Source organism: Moorena sp. SIO3I8 (assembly GCF_010692325.1).
Lineage (GTDB): Bacteria > Cyanobacteriota > Cyanobacteriia > Cyanobacteriales > Coleofasciculaceae > Moorena.
Genome location: NZ_JAAHHW010000130.1, coordinates 1 through 17,923 on the forward strand (window position 1 = coordinate 1; position 17,923 = coordinate 17,923).

Here is a 17,923-nt window from a genome sequence, read left to right on the forward strand (position 1 = left end):
ATTAGGACAACCTTTGCCTCCCTTATTTCCATTTGTCCCGATCTTATTTGGAGGTGGTAGTGAATCGAAATTGCGGTCAGCGGTGCAGGCGCTACGAGCGGATCAAACCTTAAATCAACTAGAACCGCTCTTAGCGTTCTTTGCTAGTTTTGTATTAGCGATGCAGCGCGGTCTTGGGGGTTTCCCCCATGAGCGACTGCATCAAGAAGAAATACCCTTAATTCAACAAATCATGAGGTGGGATATGACAGTATTACGAGAATCACCCTGGTATCAAGAGATTTTACAAGAGGGTCTTGCTCAAGGGATTGAACAAGGGATTGAACAAGGGATTGAACAAGGGATTGAACAAGGAATCAAACAAGAACGTCGAGGGAGTTTAGAGCGCATCCTTAAACTGCGATTTTCAGAGATTCCTGTCGAGATATCCGTCAGAATTCAAGCCTTAACTCTCGAACAATTAGAAGAGTTGATGGCAACAGCATTAACGGTTAACTCCCTAGATGAGTTTAGTGAACATTTGCCAAATTAATTAAATAAGGCCACACCCCACCTCGACCGTGGGGTGGGTTTTCCTCTTGATTTTACAACTCCGATGGTCAGCGGTCAGTGGTCAGCTAACGTAACTCAGATTAAACTAATGCTTACCTGTTTTATTCAAAAGCTGATAGCTGTTCGCGAAGCGTGCGCGTAGCGCATAAGCTGATAGCTGTTCGCGAAGCGTGCGCGTAGCGCATAAGCTGATAGCTGTTCGCGAAGCGTGCGCGTAGCGCATAAGCTGATAGCTGATAGCTTACCTAAATTATAAATTTTTCCGTGATACTTATATCTCCCAATTTTAATCTGACACTGAATCGTTCCTCTGGTTGGCAACTGAAATCAATTTGGATCTTGTCGTTAGTTTTTCCAGCTTGAGCTTTCATACAAGACTTTCCCGATTCATCCAGTAAATTCACCTGCAAATCTGGTGGTAAATACATTGCATCCCCCGCAGGATATAGCCGCATAAAAATATCGATATCTTCAGTATCAGGAGGTTGGAAATTAACTTGCAGCAGTAGGACTACCCCTTGACCATCTAAGTCCATTAGCTTGGCTCGCATCGTTGATCTGTCATTACCCCTTAAAGCCTCTATCCTCGGTTCTTGCTTGGAGCGCCGCTTGATACCTAACTCAGATCCTCTGAAGGAAGTAACGGTTTTGAAACTAGACCTGTACCTATACTCAGGTAGCAGTGATGGTGGTGGTTGCCAATCTGCCTGAAATAGTTCCTCAAACCATTGGGTTACCCTCACCGATTTCTTAATCCAATCAATCTTGTCAATTAGTGTATCGAGAGATTCAAGCTGTTCTAGGGGTAAAGGGTCTAGGGATTTAGCGATCGCATGATACGGAGCAAATCCCAATAACTCTACCTGGTCTAATTGCTCACTGAACTGCACTGCCACATAGCCAATCCGGTCTTCGGTCACTTCTAGTGGCACGTTCAAGGCTGACTGACCTGGTAACACTGGACGACATTCCAATTTACCAATGTTGGGCAAAACCAGATCAGCTACATCAAACAATGCTCTCAAACCCGGATTCCAACAATCACTTTGAGCAAGATTACTGGGAATCTCGAGCCATTTAAGATAGTTGTTAACAGCATAAACTGCTAAAGTATTTAAATAGACGTGTTTTCCCTTCCGAGGGGTGGTTTGTTCAGCAGCAAACTGTGCTGCATAACTATGAGCGTATGGGCTAATAGAAACTTTAATATTAGTTGATTCTGTAATAGTCATGGTTGATATCCAAACGTTTTACCGATGTCTTGCAGCCTTGGCAGGCATTTTTTCTTCCAGTGAGAGTAGAGAGTTTGTTGGTTAGCGTTAAATTCTCTAGCAATGTCAGCAATTCTCTGGGGTGGTTCTTGTACTAGCAACCGCATTGCTAATAACTGACAATTACATTTGGGATATTTGCGGGGATGACAACCGATTAATTTCCGATCTGGATCGTTTTTAATTTCTTCGAGAATGGCTTTACTTAGACGCTGGCGTTCAGCTGTCTGGATTTCTTCAATGTAATCATCCAGTCTACTCAAGGAAGGTCTAGGGTCTGGCAACCGGTCTTCTAGAGTCCTTGAATCTCCCTCACTGTTACCGATCGGTTGATTAGTGCTAATCCCTGGATATCTACTATCTGAGATATATAAATCTCGGATGCGCCAGCGTAAATATCCGTTGATCCAGGTCACTAAGCTTTTTTCAAGGGAGGTTGAAGTTGGCTCAAACTGGTCTAGATTGCGGATGACCCATTCCCAGGTTCGATTTAACGCCTCTAGATAGTCTACGTGGGAGGATTTGTAAATGCCAGGTAGATTTTGAACAACACTCAGGAAACGATTCAAGGCTTTCTGCCGCTCAGGACTTGGGTCTGGGTAGCGGGATACTTCTTCAATTAGGTTTCTTAGGATTTCATCCACAGGAGTCTTTTTCCCCAGCTGCCCTGCCTTTGGCTGCCATAGTTGAGCAACACCAATGCAGCGATCACAAACCAGGATACGAGAGTCTACATGGGTGAATTTTAACTGACTTTTAACTAACCAATTAAACTCCCAGTCGCTGGTATGACTGCTGATAAGCTGGATGCGCCCTGATACATTAACCACCATTGTTAATCCTCTCGATTGCTGACCCGCAGTTGTTGTACCAAGCCTAGATAACTCAGAGGCTGGCTTTGGGTCATTGACCAGTGGGGAAATGGGTAATGGTGGTTTAGGATCATGACTAGTTAGGATCATGACTAGTACTGTTTTGAACTCTCTATGTACTTATCAGCCCTAGCTGATCATTTTATGAATCCGATTTTTGGAATCCGAGCCGGTTGACTGAAAAAACTCTCCTGTGTGTTACTGCTATGTAAACAGCCCAAGAAGCCTTCTTGACTCAGGCTTCTCAAGCTTAGGCTGAGTTTGTGATAATATTGTGAATTTTTTATACTGTCAACTCTCTACTGTTAAGTCTCTAATAATATTTAGGATACTAGCTTTACAGACCATAAAGAATCAACTATACTCCGATTTAATAGTCTCGATTCAGAAGTCAAGATTCATAATATAGCACTTATCATAGTCATGAGGTACAAAATTCTGGGTGTTAGGGAGCAGGGACTGAGGCCGTAGGCCACGCGGGGCGCGAACGGAGCAGGGAGCAGGGAAGAGAGAAGAGGCAAGAGGCAAGAGGTAAAAAATCCTGTGTACCTCATAGCTATAATAAACGCTATATATAGCATTTATATCTCGGTTGTAAACACACTTCTTGCCGAAAAATGCAAGAGGCAAAATGGGAAAGATATCATAATTTTTATTGGACATAAAAAAACATACAATTTTACATTTCAAATACCAACTATATTTTAGTAAACTCACACTTGGCTGCTATATCTACACTTTTTACCAAATTTTAAAGTATTTCAAATCTTTGATTGCTGACCTTTAAAAATTGCTTAATTTACTATTCTATTCCCTATTATCCTTTTCCGATTCCCTATTTCCGTTTTCCCTACTCCCTCCTTTGCTCTGGTCACCAGGAAGTATGGTTATTCAACCGGATTTTAGATAATATAGCACTACGCATTAAGGTGTTTGACATTCCTAAACTCCGAAACTTAGTCATAGCTTACTTACGGACTTGCGGACTTGCGCGTAGCGCTATACCTTTGGGTGGAAGAGCTGAGTTCACCCTGAACCAAACACTAGCGCTATATAAAAACCATGATTTTATCAGTAATTTTGCCCTTGCCATTAACACATTTTCTGTATAAGGTGCTATACTTTAATCTATGAAAACTGTTTTGGTGGTAGAAGATAGCGTAACAGAAAGACAGTACCTAACTCGCTGTTTGCAACAAGCGGGTTTGGGGGTTACTGGCGTGGCTAGTGTTGAGGAGGCTCGGGAAAAATTATCTCACCATAGGCCAGATTTAGTAGTTTTAGATGTAATTTTGCCTGGTCAAAGTGGTTTTGAGTTTTGTCGAGCCCTGAAAGTTAATCCTCACACTAGCCAGATTCCTGTGGTGATTTGCTCCACCAAAGGTACTGAGGTGGACAAAATTTGGGGAAAGATGCTGGGGGCTGATGCCTACTTAGCTAAACCAGTGAATCCAGAAGAACTGCTGTGTACCCTAGAGGAGCTGATTCAATAGTTATTGTTTGTTGAGTGTTAACCGTTGAGTGTTAACCGTTGACCTAGGACAATTTTTGATTCCTCCCACCTCTAGACTCTTGCTTCACTTCCGGAGTCTTGCCTTTTTAAACTGGATCGGTCTTGCTGGGCGAGGTTGTATGATACTTGCGCACCTTTGCCACTACTTTCTGATTGTCGATGGGTTTGGTCAGGAAATCAGTCGCCCCAACGATTCTGGCTCGTACCCGGTCCACAATACCATCTTTAGCAGTCAGAATAATCACTGGTGTATTGGCAAACATTGACACCCGGCGGATCTGGGCGCACATTTCGTAGCCATTAACAATCGGCATCACCAAATCCAAGAATATTAAATCTGGCTTATGTTTGAGTAGCAACGGTAGAGCTTTGATAGAGTCTTGGATTCCTAAAAATCGATAACCTGCTGATTGAATCACGTCCTTCATAATTTTACAGGTTTGGGGGTGGTCATCAATACAGACTATTAATGGCTGATCAGACTTCTTGTGGGATTTTTGGGTTTGGGATTTTTGGGTACTAATGTCTGCCTTGGCGGGGATATCTACAAAGAAAGGAGCTATCAAATCAGGCACTTCTACTAGTTCAATCAGTTGTTTCTGAATATAAGGATTTAGCGATCGCGTCAGCAGTAACAGATCTCGTTTGATCAGGGCTGCTATATCTCGAAGAGTGCGCTTACCGTTGATGAGGGTTACCAAATTTTTGTAGGTGGCCACTGAGGTTTGCTGTTGCAAAGCCGACTTTTGCAACAGCACCGGTGCTAAGTCAGGAGAAACATCCTCCAAACCCATTTCTGACCACTGCTGCCAGACCTGTTGAACTTGCTTGATAGTTGGTTCTACCTCTAACATCCACGTTTGTGGCAAAATCCCCTGGATAGAGGGACGTACTCCCAACTGGGCATTGAGCAAGAAATTGTCAGGCTTCTTGACCGTAGTTTCAATGGTGTTTGACGACACAGAATCATTACTGGGTTGAATTAGGGTTTTCTCCCGAGAAACTAAGGTTAGGCTCTGGAAGATATCAAACAATATTTCTGCTACAGTGCCTTTAATTACAACCACCGTCTGTTGGGGGTTAATCATTCGTTTCCGTGCTAACAGCACCATCAAGTGGTAGTCCCAACAGGACTCTGGCTCTATCTTTTTCAGGGCAATCCGATTAGGATTAACCTCAGGACAATGGTAGAGTATCTGCCGACACCAACGCCTAGTGGGATGAACACTGCCAGATGCCCATACCAAACGGCCATAGCTCAAGTAGAAGCTCCATTGCTGAGCAGTTGACACCTTCAGATCCAGTCGGCCAGTAAATTTTTCCTGACCGTAGCGTACTAGCTTAGCACTCAAGCTATTAGAGGTAGATTCAACCCTGGTTTTCATCAAATCTTCGCGGCTGGATACCCCATCCTTCTCTTTTAGTGGGGAGGAAAGCCGCGCCTCCAATTAGTGGTTTACAATTAATCCCGTTGAACGTTTTAGAAGTCGGACTTTTCGGGCAGTAAATTGTCCAATTCTTTTCCAGTTAACATCGCTAACAGAAACTTGCCTTACTGTCTCACCGCTCACCCAACCTCGTGCTTGTTATCCCAGCCTTAACCGCCTCAACATAGTCTCCTTTGCGAAAACCATGGCTAGTGGTTGTCCCACCGTATTTACGTCGTTTCCCACCCTTAGAAAACTGCAATAGATGCAACTGGCGACGACTTATGGGGGCACGTCTAATGACTGAAAACACAGCATTAGTTACATCACAGTTTTTTGGAACACTCAGTTTTCCGTTGCGGTGATAATAATTTTTCCGTCGAAAAAAATGAGTAGCAGCTAGGGCTATTCCATCTACTGCATGGGTATTAACTGTTTGCTGACTTTTGTCAGTTTTGTCTTTTATTAGTCCTAATGCCTCTCTTTTTAAAGCGGTCTCCCAGCCTTGTTTTTGAATTACTGGGGCTATTTGCTCCAACTGAGAGATTGCCCAATACTGGCCTATCATCACAGGAGAAAACCCTTTGCTCCCTCTTGCCTTGACCACTTCATAGACGATGACATTTACTGGATACAAAAAACAAAGCTCTTTTGTTACCCGATTTTCTAGTTGACGGTTTGCCCTAATTGAAGGGGGAACCCTTTTTACTCTACGGTTTGAGAATCGTTTTTGCCGATGAGACCTTTGTGAGTAAGCAACCTTGCGATCTATTCGACGACTTCTACGAGTTTTTTCGGCGAAGCCGACGCTACGCGAACGCATCATTCGCCGAGTATCCATGCGTTCTCGAACTTTCTTGTAAGGCAAGATCAGATGTCCTGTCCAAAGAGTGATTTTACTTGACTGAACAGCCATACCAGAAAACATCTTTCCGGGGTCAATACCAATGGCAATATCCTGGGTTTGATTTCCAGATGGTTGATTAACTAGCTGAACAGCAAAAACATTTAGATCGTTTGGATAAACAACGGCAAGACCGCATAGCAGCCAGCGGCGAGCGCGAGAAGCTTTTGTCGGCATTAATGGTTTGCCATCAGGTGAAATTACTGGAACTCGTAACATGGTGATAAACCTCACGAGAAAAGTATTTAGGTTACCCTGTCCCCTTGACCACCGAATTCAAGATGTCCTGCCCAAAGCAGCAACTGACAACACAGTTTTAAAGAGATCCAGACTGGGGAAGCATCTGGAAGTTCTTACCAGGATTCGGCTCAATGGTAAGCGTCAATCACGGTAGTTGGTTGTCTACCAAGCCCCATCCTCTTAGGGTGGGGTTATTGACTGGCCCATAAATTCACGCAATTCTAAAAACGTGAGCAGTCACTCTAACCAAAATTAACAATTATTACAAATCAAGCGATTAAATACCTTGGAATTGTATTTATCATAAATTGAATAGTAAGTTGGTGTGATGAGCAAAGAGCAGATTTCCAAGACCAGCAAAATTTTACAATTAGCTAAACAGGGAAACCCGAACGTCATCGCTGCCATACTGAATCACAAACTTCAGCACGAAGGTATTATAGCTAAAGTTAAACTTCACGATAGCTGTTTATTGGTTTTACTCGAAGCAGACCCCGCTCCAAAACCAGGAGCTGTGGTAAGATTTATCTACTACACCATCAGCAAGCTAAAACCAAACTCAATTGATACCGTCAAAATTTTGGGGCGTAGCCTAACTGAGAAACAACCAGCATGGCGCAAACAAATTAAAGTAGAAAGCATTCCGGTGGTGCTAGACTTATCTACTTGGGTAGAGTCAGGCTCAACAGTGAGAACTAATCAAGCTCATTATCCTGTCTCCTGGCAGAACAATGAACATCATTTCCAGGGGAATCAAGCTCAATTACCTCTGGCTACCCCCGTTAAGGTCAGTGTTGATGGCCAACTTCCCCCCCAGGAGAAATTTTTGCGCTTCCAGGTAGGGTCTGGCAATGGGGCTTTGTTAGAGGTAAACTACATCCAAGCAATTCTGAATGTGTCGGTTGCTGAAATTTTGCCAATTCCCCATACTGCAGATAGTGTGATTGGGATTTACAACTGGCGTGGTGAAATGCTGTGGTTGTTAGATCTAAACTATATCCTAGGATTTCCGGCTGTTTGGCAACCCAAAGACATCTCCAGGACAAAAATCATGGTGATTGTACTTCAACTCAACAGCAAACTTCTGGGACTGGTGGTTTCACAAGTGGAAGAAATAGAACAGCACCATTGGCAAAACTTACAACCCCCTGATCGATTATTGCCCCTCAGATTTGGGGAATTTGTCAAAGCCTATCTTCCCGAAGTCAGTAGTATTGTCTTAGATCCCCAACGAATTGTCCAAGCAGCAGGAGATCTATAGCAATTCTGTAAGCATTAAGCACTCAGCATTCAGCACTCAGTAGTCAGCTTTATGAATCCCTGACAGCAGATGTACCTGATTACTATCAATAGCTCTATATAGATCAAGTATGAAGTTAGTGCCCAGCCTCGAAGCGGAAGTTAGTGCCCAGCCTCGATGCGATCGCAATTGATGAAGATTTTGCTCGTAGAAGACGATCTGCGCATTGCTAAAGCCTTAGCAGAAGCCCTCGCTAGCCAATGCTATGCAGTTGAAATTGCTCAAGACGGGCAAGAAGGGTTGGACTTAGCCTTAGCTTTCACCTATCACTTAATTATTCTGGATTTGATGCGCACCCTTGCTAGATGGGATAACCCTTAGACGACAACGAGTAGAAAGAAGATCCTGACGATGAAGACTTACCTACGGACTTATTCAATCTAAGTGAAAAACCATCGACAGATAATAATCTGCCAATCCTTGATCCAGGTGTGGAATGGTTCGATGAAAAAGGTCAGCTCTTGGTTAAACAAGGCAATCTTTTCCCCAGTGGGACAATACCCGAAAATCTCGATTCCCCTCATATTGTTGTTGAAGGTATAGTTCGCACTCTCACCTTACCAGTTTTTAAACCTTCTACTGATACTGGAAATCAAGAACTTACTGGCTATATTCGCGTTAGTAAATCGACAGAAGCCTTAGATGCAGAACTTGTTCGTCTACCCATGGGATTAAGTATAGGAGGCTTTGTAGCTCTCGGACTTACTGCCTTCGGTGCAATATGGCTAATCCGTCAGTCCCAGAGACCGATTGAGAAAAGTTTTCAACAGCTCAAACAGTTTACCGCTGATGCTTCCCATGAGTTGCGATCGCCCTTAACAGCCATTAAGACTTCCGTTGAGGTGATGCAGATGTATCCAGAGAGGATACATCCAGCAGATGTAGACAAGGTAGCCGCGATCGCTAGCGCTTCTAAGCAAATGACTCGTTTAGTGGAAGATTTACTCTTGTTGTCCCGGATGGATGGGGCACCAACACCCATCAAACATCAGTGGATACCAGTCCCCATTGACGAAATTCTCGAAGATCAGATCAACTGTGCCGATATAGAAGCACAAAGAACAAGAATTACCCTTAAATCCAAGCTAATCAAAGACTTATGGGTGTTCGGGGATGCACAAAATCTGAAACGGTTGTTTGGCAACTTGCTCGAAAATGCCCTGCAATACACTCCCGGAGGAAAAACAGTAACTGTCACCATGTTCGCGATGGAAAACCATGTAGCGATCGCTGTTGAAGACGAGGGCATCGGGATTGCCGCAGAAGATTTACCCCACGTTTTTGACCGTTTTTGGCGGGCAGATCCAGGAAGATGCCATCGTGAAGGAAATATGGGTTTAGGATTGGCAATCGCTCAAACTATTGCTCAAGCACATGGGGGCAATATCACTGTCACTAGCCAGATAGGCATTGGCAGTTGCTTCCGAGTGCAGCTACCCCTAGTTAACTTGAAATATAGCAGCCGAAGTAAAGGTTAAGCCATATTTTTGTTACCTGTTCCCTTGTCCAAAATTTCCTTTTAAAAAAGAATATCATAGGGTCAAGCATACTTCCGTTGCTATAAATTCTTCTTTCCTAGTTCTTTACTTTTTGTGTCTTAGTTTAGTTTCGACTTAGATCACTCTGGAAGTAAAGAAGGGAAATCATCATGGATAAACGCACCTTACGTAAACTGCACCGCTTCATCGCGCCGATTATTTTTATCCCTTTGTTTGCTACTGCTTTTACTGGCATAACCTACCGAGTCGCTAAAAGTTGGTTTGGGGCTTCAGACAAAGTAGGACACCTGTTGATGTACATTCACCAAGGAACATTCCTAGGTAAAGAACTGCGAGTATTTTATGTACTCTTGAATGGGTTGGGGCTAATTGCTATGTTAATCAGTGGCATTGTCATGACTGGGATATTTCGCAAGAAACCGATTCAAGACTAGGGCTTGTCTACCAACCCAATAGCCAATCCATCTCCCGGAGCGATCCGTAACCACAAAAGCGATCGCTAATCACAAGGCGAAAATATAGAGTTCGTGCAACCAGTTACTTGATTGAGACTCCCACGGCTTATGTAAGCATTCAGCACTCAGCGCTCAGCCGTCAGCTTTTGGCTCACGTTACTTGAGGTGCTTATTTGCGTCAAAAGCACCGATTGCGCTACTTGAGGTGCTGCGCGAACAGTAGGGTGGCCAAGAGCCTTTAGCTGATAGCTGATAGCTGATAGCTGAATGCTTACCGGCTTATAGCCGTGGGAGTAACAATTAATAGGTCATCAACTACCAATAGTTAAACTGTCTACTTCAGATTTCTCAGTGACCATTGCCCACTGCCCAGCGCCCACTGACCAATTGACGGTTCATACTTCATACTTGAGACTTGACAGTTGACACTTGATACTTGATAATCAAAGATTAACAATTTATACTTTATACTTTCGTAAGGTATAAGTTAAATTTACGACTCTAGGCAGATGTCAGAACCACAATGGGATGATAACGATTCAGAACTGCTCTTAGAAAATCACAATCTCCTCAACGATCATACTCCGCATTTTTTTAACTCTCCTCGCCCCAACCTAGAGGGATTTAACGCTAGCCTAGACAGGCTAAAAACTGATCTAGACCAACGCCGAAGGGTAGATAAACTAGAGCTGAAAAAAAGTTTGGAGCAATTTGAATCCTTTGGTCAGGAGGTTGAGCAGTTTACAGCAGGGGTAAATCTGGAAATTCAGCAATTGAAGCTTAGCTACGAAGAGGCACTCCAACAACAGTTCCAAGCCCAGCATGAAAAATTGTTAGAGGTTAGCAAATTAATGAGTCAAGCTGGGGACTGGGAAACCTTACTGAACAATACAGTCAATGGGGTGCAACATCTCAGCCAAGCCGAGCGGGTGTTAATTTATCGCTTCAATTCTTCTCGCACCGGAATAGTTTTGGCAGAAGCAGTAGAACGGGGGTGGACTCCTGCGGTCGGGGAAAAGCTAGATGCTACTGCTTTTGGGGCTGACTTGTCCACAGACTATTTGCAGCAGTCAAGGGTAATTATCGATCAGGTCAGCAATGATTCGGTCACTCCCTACCAACTCCAGCTGCTGGATAAATTTCAAGTTCAATCCAGTCTCAGCTTTTGCTTGCCCGTATCGGGTAAAGCTTGGGGTTTGTTGGTCCTGCAGCGATGCCAGGTAAAGACAAACCAAGACAGGTCGGTTCCATCCTGGACTCCACAACAGATTAATTGCTTTCGGACTATTGCCACAGAACTATCCCTTCACCTAGCTACCGACGAGTTACGCACTCAGTTGCAACAGCAGCAGGCACGGGAGGCAACTGTGGCGAAAGTCATTAACAAAATTCGCCGTTCTCTGGATATCTTGACTATTTTCCAGACCACAACTCAAGAAGTGCGACAACTGCTCAAAACTGACCGAGCAGTTATCTATCGCTTTAATCCCGATTGGAGTGGTGAATTTGTAGCAGAGTCAGTGGCTGGAGGCTGGATTTCTCTGCTTCAGAGCCAGACTAATAGCCCACACCTAAGGGCTGATATCAGCGAATGCAGCATCCAAGAATTGGCCACTGAACCAATAATTAACCAGGTCGATACTTATCTTCAAGAAACCCAGGGGGGTGCCTATAGTAGGGGGGAAACCTACCGGGTGGTGGAAGATATCTACAATCAGGAGTTCACCCCTTGTTATCTCGAAGTTATAGAAAGTTATCAAGCCAGAGCTTATGTGATTGTAGCTATTTACCAGAATGAAAAACTCTGGGGATTATTGGCTACCTATCAAAACTCTGATATCAGGCAATGGCGGGAGTCAGAAGTTAGCTGGATGCTGGAGATTGCAGCTGAGTTAGAAGTAGCATTGCAACAAGCTCAGCTACTGGAGGCACAGCGGTTAAAGTCTGAGGAATTACGTCAAGCAGCAGAACGAGAACGAGTACTGAATAAGGTCACGGATAAAATTCAACAATCCCAAGACCTGCGCACTATTTTTAATGTTACCACCAACGAAGTTCGTCAACTCTTAGGGGTTGACCGTGTTACGATATATCGCTTCAATTCTGATTGGAGTGGCTCCTTTGTGGCTGAGTCGGTGGCTAGTGGCTGGACTTCCCTAATCCAGGAACAGACTAGTAATCCTCTCATCAACAAAAATATCAGTGAATGTATCGTGAAAACGGTGGCTGGAAATACCCCTGAGCAGTTTAGCCAGCAAGCCCTAACCATCCGAGATACCTATCTGCAAAGCATCCAAGGCAATCTCTCTAGCCAAGACAAACCGTTCTGGGTGGTTAGTGATATCTATAAAGGGGATTTTTCAAGTTGTTATATCGAGCAGCTAGAGCGATATCAGGCTAGAGCCTATACTATTGTGCCAATTTTCCAATGGGATAAGCTGTGGGGTTTACTGGCTGCTTATCAAAATTATGAGCCTAGGGATTGGCGAGGGGAAGAGATTAATTGGATGGTTCAGATTGCGGCTCAGATGAGTATACCGTTGCAGCGAGCGGAGTATTTGGAACAATTGCGATCGCAATCCCAACAATTAGCAGAATTAGCATCACGGGAAAAGGAGGCTAGGGAATTATTCCAACAACGTGCTATTGATTTGCTCACAGCTGTCCGACCTTCTCTAGACGGTGACTTGACCGTTAGAGCTCCGATTACCAATGATGAACTGGGAACTATTGCAGATGCCTACAATAACACCATTCAGAGTTTACGGCAAATTGTAATCCAGGTACTCTCAGCTTCTGTGAAAGTCGCTGAAACGGCTACAGAGAGTGAAGCAGCAATTACTAAACTTTCTGAAGAAGCCCAGCATCAGTGTCAGGAGTTGACCCAAGCGATGGATCAAATCCAGAGCATGGTTAACTCTACCCAAGCGGTAACTACTAGTGCCCAATCCATCGACCGAGCTGTGCAAGAGGCAAACCAAAAAGTAGCATCGGGGGAAACAGCTATGAACCGCACGGTGGAGGGAATTCTAGGAATTCGGGATAGTGTGGAGGAAGCCAGCCATCAAATTAGACAGTTAAGTCAATACTCTCAAAATGTTGACCGGGTCTTAAATTTGATTAGTGATTTTGCGACCCAAACCCAGCTACTCTCCCTCAATGCTGCTCTCGAAGCCACCAGGGCTGGGGAGTATGGTAAAGGTTTTGCGGTAGTAGCTGATGAGGTGCGCTCCTTAGCTCGACAGTCGGCCAAGGCAACTACGGAAATTTCTAATTTAGTTGCTGAAATCCGCACTCAGACCCGAGAAGTGATTAAAGTGACCGAAGTCGCGATCGCTCAGGTTAATACTGGCACAGAACTGGTAGAAGAAAGCAAGGGCAATCTAAATGCGATCGCATCAGCTACTGCTGAGATTAGCCAGTTAGTTGCAGACATTACCCAGGCAACCCTCGCCCAACTGGAACAATCACAATCCGTCACCCAAACCATGAAAGAAGTTGCCGCCATATCCACCAATACTTCTGAAGACTCTACCGAGCTTTGGGAGTCCTTCAAGGAATCCCTCACCACCATCAAAAACCTACAGGCAGCTGTTGAGCAGTTTACCGTTAACTAGTTATAGCGCTGTGGGTGGGGAGTGTGGAACCTGGGCGCGAGTAGTGTGGGGCCCGGGCGCGGGGAGGTTGGGGAGCAACTGGCGCTTTGAGATTGGTTTTAGGGATTATTATTCCCTTGAATTATATAGCGTTGATTATACTTATCAGGTACAGTCAAGTTTCTACTCCCTACTCCCTACTCCCTACTCCCTACTCCCTACTCCCTACTCCCTACTCCCTACTCCCTAAAAAAATGTCAACTATTGATCCAGAAACCTATCAATATTTTCTTGGGGAAGCCCAGGACTTGCTGCAAGTTATTGAACAAGACTTGCTGGCTTTGACACCGGACAAGCCAAAAAACCAACTTTATGACTTAATGCGAGCGACTCATACCCTGAAAGGCGCAGCTGCTAATGTCCAGCAAGACACCATAAAGAGTGTAGCACATTATCTCGAAGATGTCTTCCGGGCAATGTTAGCCCCTGAGGCAACCATTGATACAGAGCTAGAAACACTAATGTTTGAGGGATATCAGTGCCTCAGGATGGCACTGACCGCTGAAATGACCGGGGAGTTGAACAAGAATACTGAGATTATCAACCGAGCTGCAGGGGTGTTTGCTAAACTGCAAGCTAAATTAGGAAATTGTTTTGACTATCAAGCTTCTCTACCTACATCAGCAGAACTTGGGTTTGATATTGTCCAATCTATCTTTGAACTAGGAGTCAAGCAACGCATTGATCACCTAGCTTCCTTGTTGAAGGTTGGTAGGTTGTTCGCGAAGCGTGGCCTTTTGGCCAAGGTTGAAAGTTCTGAAGGGTTACAGGTTGACAGGTTGTTCGCGAAGCGTGGCCAAAAGGCCAAGGTTGAAAGTTCTCAAGGGTTACAGGTTGGCAGGTTGTTCGCGAAGCGTGGCCAAAAGGCCAAGGTTGAAAGTTTTCCAGACAACCTTCAACCTTCAACCAACACTAACCTTGGCCAAAAGGCCACGCTACGCGAACAACCTTCAACCAACACTAACCTTGGCCAAAAGGCCACGCTACGCGAACAACCTTCAACCAACACTAACCTTGGCCAAAAGGCCACGCTACGCGAACAACCTTCAACCCAAACTAACCTTCAACCTGCTAACCTTGAACCTCCAACCCCTGATCATGACAAGGCTACGTTGATAGAGATTGCTGAGACCTTGCGAGAACAAGGTGAAATATTTGTAGGGTTGGGGGAATCCTTGAACTTACCAGGGTTTAAAGCAATTGCCGAACATACCCTCAAAGCCCTTGACGCTAACCCTGAACAGGTGATGGAAATTGCCAAGATTGCTTTAACGAATTTCCAGGAAGCTCATACCGCTGTCTTAGCAGGCGATCGCACTCGTGGAGGAAACCCCAGCCTCGCCCTTCAACAATTAGCTGGGTCACAAGAAGAGTTACAGGTTGTTCGCGAAGCGTGGCCTATTGGCCAAGGTTGGAACGTTGAAGGTTCACAATCGTTGAAGGTTGAAGGTTCACAATCGTTGAAGGTTGAAGGTTCACAATCGTTGAACGTTGTTCGCGAAGCGTGGCCAATAGGCCACGCTACGCGAACAACCAACACTAACCTACCCTACTCGAACGCCAAAGGCGAACAACCTTCAACCAACAATAACCTACAACCTTCAACCAACAATAACCTACAACCTTCAACCAACAATAACCTACAACCTTCACCACCTATCGATGAATTACTTGAGGAAACTTTTGGTAATATTTCTCTTGCACAAGAGCAAGGGAATCAAGTGTTTCCTGAAGAGGAATATCTTGAGCCAGATAGTATACTTCCAGATAGTATATTTCCAGATACTATCTTTCTGGATGAATATTCAGAAACCGTAGCAACAGACAATCTTAACCAAGCTCAGACTGACCCTAAGCAAGAGTCGGAGTTAGCAGTTAACCCTGAATCAGCAAAAGAATTAAACCAAATATCAATATCTCCTCCCGATCGGGAGTCTGCAGAGGCTGGTGTGCCTTTATTAGCAGATGGCTCGATCAAGACATCGGCCACAGTGCGGGTTGATTTAGAAAGTCTGAAACACCTATCTCACCTAGTTGGGGAACTACTAATTAACCAAAACCAGTTAGGATGGCAGGATGAAAACTGTCAAGGGGTAGTTGAAAAACTTTCCAATTGGCTCAAGCAACATCGCCAAACCCTGACTCAACTGCGCACTCAGCTCAAGAAGCATTCCTCTAATCAGCAAATTTCCAAGCTGTGGGATTCCGCTTGGGAAGAAACCCTACAACTGACTCAAGCTACAGAAGACCTGAGCCTGTTAGCCACTACGGCTGCTGCTAGTGTGGAACGAGAACAGCGTTTATCAACTCAGCTCAGGGATACTCTTCAATCTGTTCGGACTATACCTCTGGAACATCTGCTTAAATCCTTTCCCTCCATGGTGCAGCAGTTGTCTAATGTCCATCACAAGTCAGCGAAATTAACCCTCAGTGTGACTAATGTCCTAGTTGATAAAACCATTGCTAATCATCTCTATGATGCTTTACTGCATCTAGTCCGCAATGGTTTCGACCATGGTATTGAATCCTCGGAGGTTCGCCAAGAAAGGGGTAAACCTGCTATCGGTAAGATTGAAATTCGTGCTTTCTATCAAGGAAATCGCACCATCATTGAAGTCACAGATGATGGTCAGGGACTGGACTTGGAAAAGATTTATCATCGTGCCGTGGAAACCAACCTGCTCAGTGTTGAGCACTTGGAAGCCCTGGGCGAATCACCGGAGCCAAATCAGCTATTAGACTTACTGTGTCAGCCAGGATTTTCCACTGTTTCTCAAATCAACGAGCTTTCTGGACGAGGTATTGGCCTAGATGTGGTGCGCTCCCAACTGCAACGGATTAACGGTCGGGTAAAGGTTCGCTTCCAGCCGGGTCAAGGCACGACCTTTTGCTTGCAGATCCAAGAGGCTCTCAGGAATGCCAGGGTGCTAGTGGTTCAAGCTAGTCAGGGAGTGTATGGGTTTGTGGCTAATGAGATTGAACAGATACTGTTGCCAGCATCTGAGCAAATCCAGATGGTGAGTGATCAAAAAATCCTGAATTGGCATCACAGGGGGAATGAGTATAGCACCCCCGTTTACCAACTCTTATCCTTACTGGAATACTCATCCCAACAGGGATCGACAGTACCAGCTTGGAATCCCTTGCTGACTAAACCTCAAGAGATTAATCCGATCCTATTGATGAATACTGGTGAAGGATGGGTGGGACTAGAAGTGGAACAAGTACTCGAAGAGCAAGAACTCGTGATCAAGCAGCTGTCTAATGCGATCGCATATCCTCCCTATGTTTATGGTTGCAGTATTTTGGCCGATGGTCGTTTGATTCTGGTAATTGACGGTACAGGGTTACTTAAGTATGTACAGCAGCTTCATCAATCTCAGCGATCATTGTTGAAGGTTGGGAGGTTGAAGGTTGAAGGTTCTGAAGAGTTGAAGGTTGGGAGGTTGAAGGTTGAAGGTTCTGAAGAGTTGAAGGTTAGCAGGTTGAAGGTTGAAGGTTCTGAAGAGTTGAAGGTTAGCAGGTTGAAGGTTGAAGGTTCTGAAGAGTTGAAAGTTAGCAGGTTGAAGGTTGAAGGTTCTGAAGAGTTGAAGGTTAGCAGGTTGAAGGTTGAAGGTTCTGAAGAGTTGAAAGTTAGCAGGTTGAACGTTGTTCGCGTTCGCGCAGCGGAGGCCGAAGGCCACGCTACGCGAACGGCTTTGCCGAAAGCGTGGCCGAAAGGCCAAGGTTTTCCAGACAAGCTTCAACCTAATCATAGACAACCTGATAACCTACCCTACTCGAACGCCAAAGGCGAACAACCTGATAACCTTCAACCTAATAACCTTCAACCTGCCAACTTACCCTACTCGAACGCCAAAGGCGAACAACCGGGTAACCTTTATAAAACCTTTTTAGTTGTCGATGATTCCATTACTGAGCGACAAAATTTAAGCCTAATTCTGGAACGAAATGGTAACCAGGTGCTGCAAGCTAAAGATGGTTTAGAGGCGATAGAATTATTGCGCAAAAGTGATGGTGTTGATCTGATAATCTGCGATTTAGAAATGCCACGGTTAAACGGTATTGAGTTCAGGGTAATCGCATTGAAAGAAAGTGATAAAATCAGAGTGCATCTCAGTTTTGTAAGACTCAAGTTGAAAATTGCCCGTTGAGGTAGGCACACCGATGCTTCAAGACTTGTGGGACGTTACTCTCATCCCACTGAGCCCCCGAAATCTTGATACGCCGACCC

Annotated in this window: 14 protein-coding genes; 8 read left to right on the plus strand and 6 right to left on the minus strand. The window is 44.7% G+C overall.

What is annotated here, in order from left to right; translation table 11 throughout:
* The coding region (locus F6K51_RS30295; protein ID WP_293027421.1) for a DUF4351 domain-containing protein at positions 1–532 on the plus strand (532 nt) is incomplete at its 5' end.
* 105 nt (positions 533–637) lie between these two features.
* Here the strand turns inward: F6K51_RS30295 and F6K51_RS30300 are convergent.
* The 4 genes from F6K51_RS30300 to F6K51_RS30315 form a co-directional block, all read right to left on the minus strand.
* The gene (locus tag F6K51_RS30300) at positions 638–775 is read right to left on the minus strand and encodes a hypothetical protein (RefSeq protein ID WP_293027424.1); all 138 of its coding nucleotides are present in this window, start codon (positions 773–775) and stop codon (positions 638–640) included.
* 22 nt (positions 776–797) lie between these two features.
* Positions 798–1,784, minus strand: coding sequence for a DUF1822 family protein (locus F6K51_RS30305; RefSeq protein WP_293027427.1), 987 nt, complete (start codon positions 1,782–1,784; stop codon positions 798–800).
* Positions 1,781–2,785 carry a hypothetical protein gene (locus F6K51_RS30310; protein ID WP_293027431.1) on the minus strand — a complete coding sequence of 335 codons (1,005 nt, stop codon included), beginning with the start codon at positions 2,783–2,785 and terminating at the stop codon, positions 1,781–1,783. Before F6K51_RS30310 ends, F6K51_RS30305 begins: the two co-directional genes overlap by 4 nt.
* Before the next feature lie 294 nt (positions 2,786–3,079).
* Complete coding sequence (locus F6K51_RS30315; RefSeq protein WP_293027435.1) at positions 3,080–3,358, minus strand: hypothetical protein; 279 nt, start codon at positions 3,356–3,358, stop codon at positions 3,080–3,082.
* A 467-nt stretch (positions 3,359–3,825) separates the two neighbouring features.
* Between F6K51_RS30315 and F6K51_RS30320 the strand changes: the two genes are divergently transcribed.
* Positions 3,826–4,188, plus strand: a complete 363-nt coding sequence (locus tag F6K51_RS30320; protein ID WP_293027438.1) for a response regulator — start codon at positions 3,826–3,828, stop codon at positions 4,186–4,188.
* Positions 4,189–4,294: 106 nt separating this feature from the next.
* Here the strand turns inward: F6K51_RS30320 and F6K51_RS30325 are convergent, their stop codons facing one another.
* Together F6K51_RS30325 and F6K51_RS30330 are read right to left on the minus strand one after the other, a co-directional pair.
* Complete coding sequence (locus F6K51_RS30325) at positions 4,295–5,593, minus strand: response regulator (RefSeq protein WP_293027441.1); 1,299 nt, start codon at positions 5,591–5,593, stop codon at positions 4,295–4,297.
* Positions 5,594–5,768: 175 nt separating this feature from the next.
* Positions 5,769–6,758 (minus strand): RRXRR domain-containing protein, encoded by a 990-nt coding sequence (locus tag F6K51_RS30330; protein WP_365940374.1) that lies wholly within the window; start codon positions 6,756–6,758, stop codon positions 5,769–5,771.
* 349 nt (positions 6,759–7,107) lie between these two features.
* Between F6K51_RS30330 and F6K51_RS30335 the strand changes: the two genes are divergently transcribed.
* The 6 genes from F6K51_RS30335 to F6K51_RS30360 all read left to right on the plus strand — a co-directional run bounded on the left by F6K51_RS30335 (position 7,108) and on the right by F6K51_RS30360 (position 17,843).
* Positions 7,108–8,040, plus strand: coding sequence for a chemotaxis protein CheW (locus F6K51_RS30335; RefSeq protein WP_293027444.1), 933 nt, complete (start codon positions 7,108–7,110; stop codon positions 8,038–8,040).
* A gap of 171 nt (positions 8,041–8,211) precedes the next feature.
* The gene (locus F6K51_RS30340; RefSeq protein WP_293027447.1) at positions 8,212–8,400 is read left to right on the plus strand and encodes a hypothetical protein; all 189 of its coding nucleotides are present in this window, start codon (positions 8,212–8,214) and stop codon (positions 8,398–8,400) included.
* Between the two features lie 110 nt (positions 8,401–8,510).
* Entirely contained in the window at positions 8,511–9,557 is a 1,047-nt protein-coding gene (locus tag F6K51_RS30345) for a HAMP domain-containing sensor histidine kinase (RefSeq protein WP_293027452.1), read from the plus strand.
* Between the two features lie 170 nt (positions 9,558–9,727).
* Complete coding sequence (locus tag F6K51_RS30350; protein WP_293027457.1) at positions 9,728–10,012, plus strand: hypothetical protein; 285 nt, start codon at positions 9,728–9,730, stop codon at positions 10,010–10,012.
* Between the two features lie 530 nt (positions 10,013–10,542).
* Positions 10,543–13,650: a GAF domain-containing protein gene (locus F6K51_RS30355; RefSeq protein ID WP_293027462.1), complete on the plus strand. Its 3,108-nt coding sequence runs from the start codon at positions 10,543–10,545 to the stop codon at positions 13,648–13,650.
* A gap of 131 nt (positions 13,651–13,781) precedes the next feature.
* Complete coding sequence (locus F6K51_RS30360) at positions 13,782–17,843, plus strand: hybrid sensor histidine kinase/response regulator (protein WP_293027465.1); 4,062 nt, start codon at positions 13,782–13,784, stop codon at positions 17,841–17,843.
* The last annotated feature ends 80 nt before the right edge of the window (positions 17,844–17,923 follow it).

Excerpts from the sequence above, each read along its gene's own strand:
- F6K51_RS30335 (WP_293027444.1), top strand. The coding sequence starts at position 7,108 with ATGAGCAAAGAGCAGATTTCCAAGACCAGCAAAATTTTACAATTAGCT.
- F6K51_RS30340 (WP_293027447.1), top strand. The coding sequence starts at position 8,212 with ATGAAGATTTTGCTCGTAGAAGACGATCTGCGCATTGCTAAAGCCTTA.
- F6K51_RS30350 (WP_293027457.1), top strand. The coding sequence starts at position 9,728 with ATGGATAAACGCACCTTACGTAAACTGCACCGCTTCATCGCGCCGATT.
- F6K51_RS30305 (WP_293027427.1), bottom strand. The coding sequence starts at position 1,784 with ATGACTATTACAGAATCAACTAATATTAAAGTTTCTATTAGCCCATAC.
- F6K51_RS30355 (WP_293027462.1), top strand. The coding sequence starts at position 10,543 with ATGTCAGAACCACAATGGGATGATAACGATTCAGAACTGCTCTTAGAA.
- F6K51_RS30300 (WP_293027424.1), bottom strand. The coding sequence starts at position 775 with ATGCGCTACGCGCACGCTTCGCGAACAGCTATCAGCTTATGCGCTACG.
- F6K51_RS30310 (WP_293027431.1), bottom strand. The coding sequence starts at position 2,785 with ATGATCCTAACTAGTCATGATCCTAAACCACCATTACCCATTTCCCCA.
- F6K51_RS30325 (WP_293027441.1), bottom strand. The coding sequence starts at position 5,593 with ATGAAAACCAGGGTTGAATCTACCTCTAATAGCTTGAGTGCTAAGCTA.
- F6K51_RS30315 (WP_293027435.1), bottom strand. The coding sequence starts at position 3,358 with ATGTCCAATAAAAATTATGATATCTTTCCCATTTTGCCTCTTGCATTT.
- F6K51_RS30320 (WP_293027438.1), top strand. The coding sequence starts at position 3,826 with ATGAAAACTGTTTTGGTGGTAGAAGATAGCGTAACAGAAAGACAGTAC.
- F6K51_RS30330 (WP_365940374.1), bottom strand. The coding sequence starts at position 6,758 with ATGTTACGAGTTCCAGTAATTTCACCTGATGGCAAACCATTAATGCCG.